7 protein-coding genes are annotated in these 4,898 nt (G+C 50.4%); all 7 read left to right on the forward strand.

Annotated features, from left to right (window positions below):
• On the forward strand, positions 1-275 hold a 275-nt coding region (locus tag VIN66_RS11330; RefSeq protein ID WP_331924097.1), incomplete at its 5' end, for a glycosyltransferase.
• A complete protein-coding gene (locus VIN66_RS11335) occupies positions 272-1,018 on the forward strand; it encodes a WecB/TagA/CpsF family glycosyltransferase (RefSeq protein WP_331924098.1) in 747 nt (248 codons plus the stop codon). The genes VIN66_RS11330 and VIN66_RS11335, both read left to right, overlap by 4 nt.
• Positions 1,019-1,036: 18 nt before the next feature.
• On the forward strand, positions 1,037-1,936 hold the full coding sequence (locus tag VIN66_RS11340; protein ID WP_134055886.1) for a glycosyltransferase: 900 nt from the start codon (positions 1,037-1,039) through the stop codon (positions 1,934-1,936).
• Positions 1,936-3,216 (forward strand): O-antigen ligase family protein, encoded by a 1,281-nt coding sequence (locus VIN66_RS11345; RefSeq protein WP_331924099.1) that lies wholly within the window; start codon positions 1,936-1,938, stop codon positions 3,214-3,216. The genes VIN66_RS11340 and VIN66_RS11345 overlap by 1 nt, the downstream gene beginning before the upstream one ends.
• Positions 3,213-3,938, forward strand: coding sequence for a hypothetical protein (locus VIN66_RS11350; protein ID WP_331924100.1), 726 nt, complete (start codon positions 3,213-3,215; stop codon positions 3,936-3,938). Before VIN66_RS11345 ends, VIN66_RS11350 begins: the two co-directional genes overlap by 4 nt.
• A 103-nt stretch (positions 3,939-4,041) precedes the next feature.
• Positions 4,042-4,368, forward strand: coding sequence for a hypothetical protein (locus VIN66_RS11355; RefSeq protein ID WP_331924101.1), 327 nt, complete (start codon positions 4,042-4,044; stop codon positions 4,366-4,368).
• A 115-nt stretch (positions 4,369-4,483) separates the two neighbouring features.
• Positions 4,484-4,898: response regulator (locus tag VIN66_RS11360; protein ID WP_331924102.1), on the forward strand; the 415-nt coding region annotated here is incomplete at its 3' end.

Raw genomic sequence — 4,898 nt, forward strand, 5'->3', positions numbered from 1 at the left:
CAGAAGCCATGGCGTGTTACACCCCGGTAATTGCTACCGGCACCGACGGCTCTGCAGAGCAGATTATTGACGGTGTTAATGGCTTGCTGGTACCGCAGCAGTCTGAAGAAGCTGAGGTGATACGACAGTATCAGCAGGCACTGACTACGTTTTTTACGCAACCGGCAGAGCAGTATCAACAAATGCAGTTAAACAGCCGTCACAGTGCTGAACAATACCTGCTGGGGCAGGTGGTTAATCGTTTACAGGACATCTATCAGAGAGTTGTGTCATGAATCATGCCGTTGCAGCGTTACAGCAGCCGATTGCTGAAGTAAAAGTAGGACCGGTTCAGGTTTCGGCCTTTGCCGATATGCAGCAGTTACTCGCCTTTATTATCCGGGAAGACGGTAGCACCTATGCAGGTTCCGCCATTGCGATTAATCCGGAAAAAGTGCTTACCGCCATGCGTAACAGCGACATTGAAGCCGTGATAAGCGGTGCTGATATCCGTTATGCGGATGGTATTGGTGTTGTTAAGGTGATGCGCCGGCGGCTGAAAAAAAATGTACAGCGTATCCCCGGTTGTGAGCTGTGGCAGCAGTTAATGCTGCGCGCCGCGGCCTACAAGGTGCCGGTATTTATTGTGGGGGCCAAACCGGAAGTGAATCAGCAAACGGCAGACAAGCTAAGGGCGCAGCAGGTGAATTTAGTCGGTGCGGTAGACGGTTATTTTAAGGATGAAGCCGCCCTTATCGCGCAGATTAAACAAAGCGGTGCCCGCTTTGTCAGTGTCGCCATGGGGTCGCCGAAGCAGGAGCTGCTGATCCAGCGTATCAGAGCGCAACATCCGGACTGCTTTTATATGGGCGTAGGCGGCACTTATGATGTGTTCACCGGTAATGTCAAACGGGCGCCGGAGCTATGGTGCAAACTGAATCTGGAATGGGCGTATCGTTTGTTGTCTCAGCCCAGCCGTATTGGCCGCCAGCTGGGTTTGCTGCGCTATGTCTGGTGGTATTTCACCGGCAAAATTTAATGTCAGGGATGTAATTACATGACTAAGCAAGAATTTCCGTTAATCAGTGTGTATATGCCGACCTATAACCGGGTCAATATGGCGATCACTGCTATAGAGTCTGTCCTGGCGCAGGACTACCCGAACATAGAGATGCTGGTGGTAGACGATGCGTCAACTGACGACACCTGGCAGGTACTGACCAACCGATATATTGATGATGAGCGGCTGCGGTTTTTCCGCCAAAGCAAGGGGCAGGGCGCCTGTGCGGCCCGCAACCGGGCGATAACGGAGGCAAGAGGCGAATTTGTCACCGGTATTGATGATGATGACGAGTTTTTACCGCATCGCTTAAGCAGCCTGTATAACGCTTATGACGACAAATACAGCTGTGTATGCTCGGGTTACATCTGGGATTACGGTACGGTGCAAAAGCGCTTATTTGCCAAAGAACAGGTGGTGACGTTGCCTGAACTGCTGGATTTACACACCTTATCGAACCAGGCACTGGTGCGGCGCGAACGCATGCTGCAACTGGAAGGCTTTGATGTGTCGCTGGCCGCGTTTCAGGATTACGATATGTGGGTAAGGGTTGTGCTGGCGTTTGGTCCGGCGCTGCGTATTGCTGAACCGAGTTACAAGGTGAATGTCGGCCATGAACTTGGCCGTATTACCAATTCGCCAAAGCGGCTGGATGCGCACAAACAGTTTGTGGCAAAACACCGGGCGCTGATGAGCGAGCGTAACTTGCACAATCAGATGTTTTACCGCCAGTGCATGGAACATATCCCGCTTACGCTGTCGCAGTTAATCAGTAGCTGTCGCTATGGTTTAGTCAAGCTGAAGTGGCGCTATTACCTGAAACATAAGCTCGGGTCGTTAAGTCGCTGGCGCATTAAAATGTTCAGCAAAGGTTTACTTGGGTTATTCAGAAAATAATGACCGACCAGGCCATTTCTAGCGGGGTGCAGCGTGGCAGTGATAAAGCGCTGCGCTGGCTTATTCCGCCTTTTTTATTGATCGATTGCGTCAATGGTGCGCTGTTGCAGCTTAGCGGCAGCAGCTTTGCGTTGTCAGCCGTTTACAAGTTGGCATTGTTGCTGCTGATGGTGCTGTCGTTACTGCATGACCAGGCTAAAAAGACGGCGCTCTTTGCTATGTCGCTGTTACTGCTGTTGGCAGGCCCTGCGCTGAACTGGCCTGAACTGGCCCCACGCTGGGCGATTGCCGATATGCAGCTGGCACTTAAGCTTATCAGCCCGTTACTGGCATTTTACTACCTGCATTCGCTGTTTCAGCGCGCACCGGCAGAGGCCCGGCAGCTGTGCCACCTGACGTTATGGCTGTCTGCGACGGTATTGCTGGCGAATACGGCAGCCGGGCTGGCCGGCTTTGGCTTTAATGCCTATCAGCCGCTGGAGGGCGTGGCCCAATCGTTTCTGGGCATCAAAGGTTACTTTTACTCTACCAACGAGTTATCGGCGGTGCTGCTGGTATTGACCTGTGCTTTGCTGGCGCTTAGCTGGCCGGCGCACAAAATGCGTTATCTGCTGCTTAGCAGTTGTTCATTGCTAATAGCGTTATTGTTGCTGACCAAGACCGGGCTCTTTGGTGTATTACTGCTGGTGGTGTTGATACCCTTACTGATGCAGAACGGCTCATTCTGGTATCAGTACCGGCGGTGGGTTGTTGGTGCAGCAGTGTTAATGCTGCTGGCACTGCTGCTGGTTATCGTCAATGGTGAGACGTTACTGCGTATGCTTGGCATTTACGACAAATTGCAGTTTGTTTATCAGCAGCGAGGCATCAGCGGCATTCTGCTGTCGTCACGTGATTATTATGCGGGCCGGATCTGGCAGGTAATGACAGAGCAATACAGTGCCTGGCAGCAGTTATTGGGGGTTGGCCAGGGCGGTGTGGCCTTGTATCTGAAAAAGTATTTTGCCGAGCTGGACTGGTTTGATTTGCTGGTGCTGCATGGCATAGCGGGTGTGTTGCTATGGCTTTTGACGTTTGCTGAGTTTTTACGCTACAGCGTACAGTGTTGTACTGATGGCTATGGCCGCAGCCTGTTGCTGCTGAATTTACTGCTGCTACTGGTGTCGTCGGTTGCCGGGCATATTCTGACCTCAGGTATGCTGTGGTTGCCATGGGCATTGTGTAATGCGTTGTTACTGCATCAGGCAACGTCTGGCCACACTGAAACGGAGAGGGCATGAAGGAATTTTTTGAACCATTTTTTTACCCGCAGAATATTGTGTTGCTGGGGCTGCTGCTGGCCAGCATCCGTTACCGTAAAAAAGGCTTATGGTTTTTGCTGGTATTTTATTATCTGACCGGTAACAGCTTTGTAGCGAATCAGGCCCGGCATTTGTATAGCAGTACTCAGCTTACGTCGTATGCTATTGAACCGGGTAGCCTGGTGGTGGTGTTGGGCTGCGGAGGCACTGAAGACGACTTAACCGCCTGCGCCAGGGCAAGGCTGGAGCAGGTTGCTGCGGCGTTACCCGATGGCAGCAGTGTCGTAATTACCAGCCGTTACTGTCAGCCTTATATTGATTATCTGCTGGCCAGAGCTAATAACCTGGCGGTGGATTGCATCTATGGTGGAGATAACACTTATCAGGAGTTTAATACTCTGGTCAGCAAAACATCGCTAAAGCCAGATTATGTGCTGACCTCTGACTTCCATGCCTGGCGGGTTCAGCAATTGCTGAATGATCACCATCTGGACAGTAAGATCCTGACCAGTTCCAGCCGGACGTTCCGTCAGTTAAACTGCCATTTGCAATGTTTGCTGACGGTGAATCTGGCCAATTATGATTTGTACAGCAAGCTAATCTCAGAGTTTGCCAGTTATGCTGTTTATACGCTGACGCGCAGCTGGACCGACTGGTATGATGCTCCGGCACAAACACAAAACAGCGTAAATACACAGTAAGCCCGGGGAACTCGAATGCGAAACGCTCTTTTAACACTATTGTTGCTGACGACACTGCCAGCCTTATGTCGATTATCTGCTGGCGCAACAGCGTCAGCTAGCGGTGGACTGCTTTAACGGTGGCGATAATACCTACCAGGAATTTAACAGCATTAGCGCGCGTGGCCTTAAGCCTGATTATATTCTGACCAGTGATTTTCATGCCTGGCGCGTTAGCCAACTGGTAAAGCAGCATGGTTTGAGCAGCCGGGTGATTGCCAGTAGTAGCCAGACCCTGCGGCCGGTCAATTGCAGTTATAACTGCTTTATTACGGTGAATTTGTCTAATTTCGACTTTTACAGCAAGCTTGTCGCCGAGTTTAGCAGCTACGCCGTATATCGTTTAACAGCCGCTGGACTGACTGGTATCAGGAGCCACCAAATTAGTTAGCGCGCCTGTCAATTTCCGAAATCAGGCATATACTTTCTGCTAGGCAGCCAGTTTGTTTAGTGCTGCAACTGACTGTATAACTTCATTAATTGCGCTATTTAGCAGACCATACCCAATGCTTCTGAAGAATTTTAATGTGCTTGTTGTTGATGACGTGATCCTGATGTGTGATTTTCTATACGGGGTCGCTAATAAAGTACCTGGTTGCCGGGCGTTTAAAGCACTGGATGGCAAAACAGCGGCTGACATTCTGGAAAGCGAGCCGATTGATTTACTGATAACCGACATTGAAATGAAAGCACCGACCGGGTTAGAGCTGGTGTATAAAGTGCGTTCCGGCAGTTTTGGCGCTACTTCGCATGATATCCCGGTGATTATTTTTTCCGGCAATGCGTATCGCGAGCTGATTGAGCAAAGCATCAGCTACGATGTAAACGATTTTCTGGTTAAACCTATTACTGCAATCCAGTTGACAAAAAAAATTCAGTTTCATCTGCAGAATGAAAAAGCCGTCCGTTCACCGGAATATT

The organism is Rheinheimera sp. (assembly GCF_036568245.1).
Taxonomy (GTDB): Bacteria; Pseudomonadota; Gammaproteobacteria; order Enterobacterales; family Alteromonadaceae; genus Alishewanella.

What these genes read in the sequence shown, in the direction of transcription:
- VIN66_RS11345 (WP_331924099.1), top strand. Translation starts at nt 1,936, where the DNA reads ATGACCGACCAGGCCATTTCTAGCGGGGTGCAGCGTGGCAGTGATAAA.
- VIN66_RS11335 (WP_331924098.1), top strand. Translation starts at nt 272, where the DNA reads ATGAATCATGCCGTTGCAGCGTTACAGCAGCCGATTGCTGAAGTAAAA.
- VIN66_RS11340 (WP_134055886.1), top strand. Translation starts at nt 1,037, where the DNA reads ATGACTAAGCAAGAATTTCCGTTAATCAGTGTGTATATGCCGACCTAT.
- VIN66_RS11350 (WP_331924100.1), top strand. Translation starts at nt 3,213, where the DNA reads ATGAAGGAATTTTTTGAACCATTTTTTTACCCGCAGAATATTGTGTTG.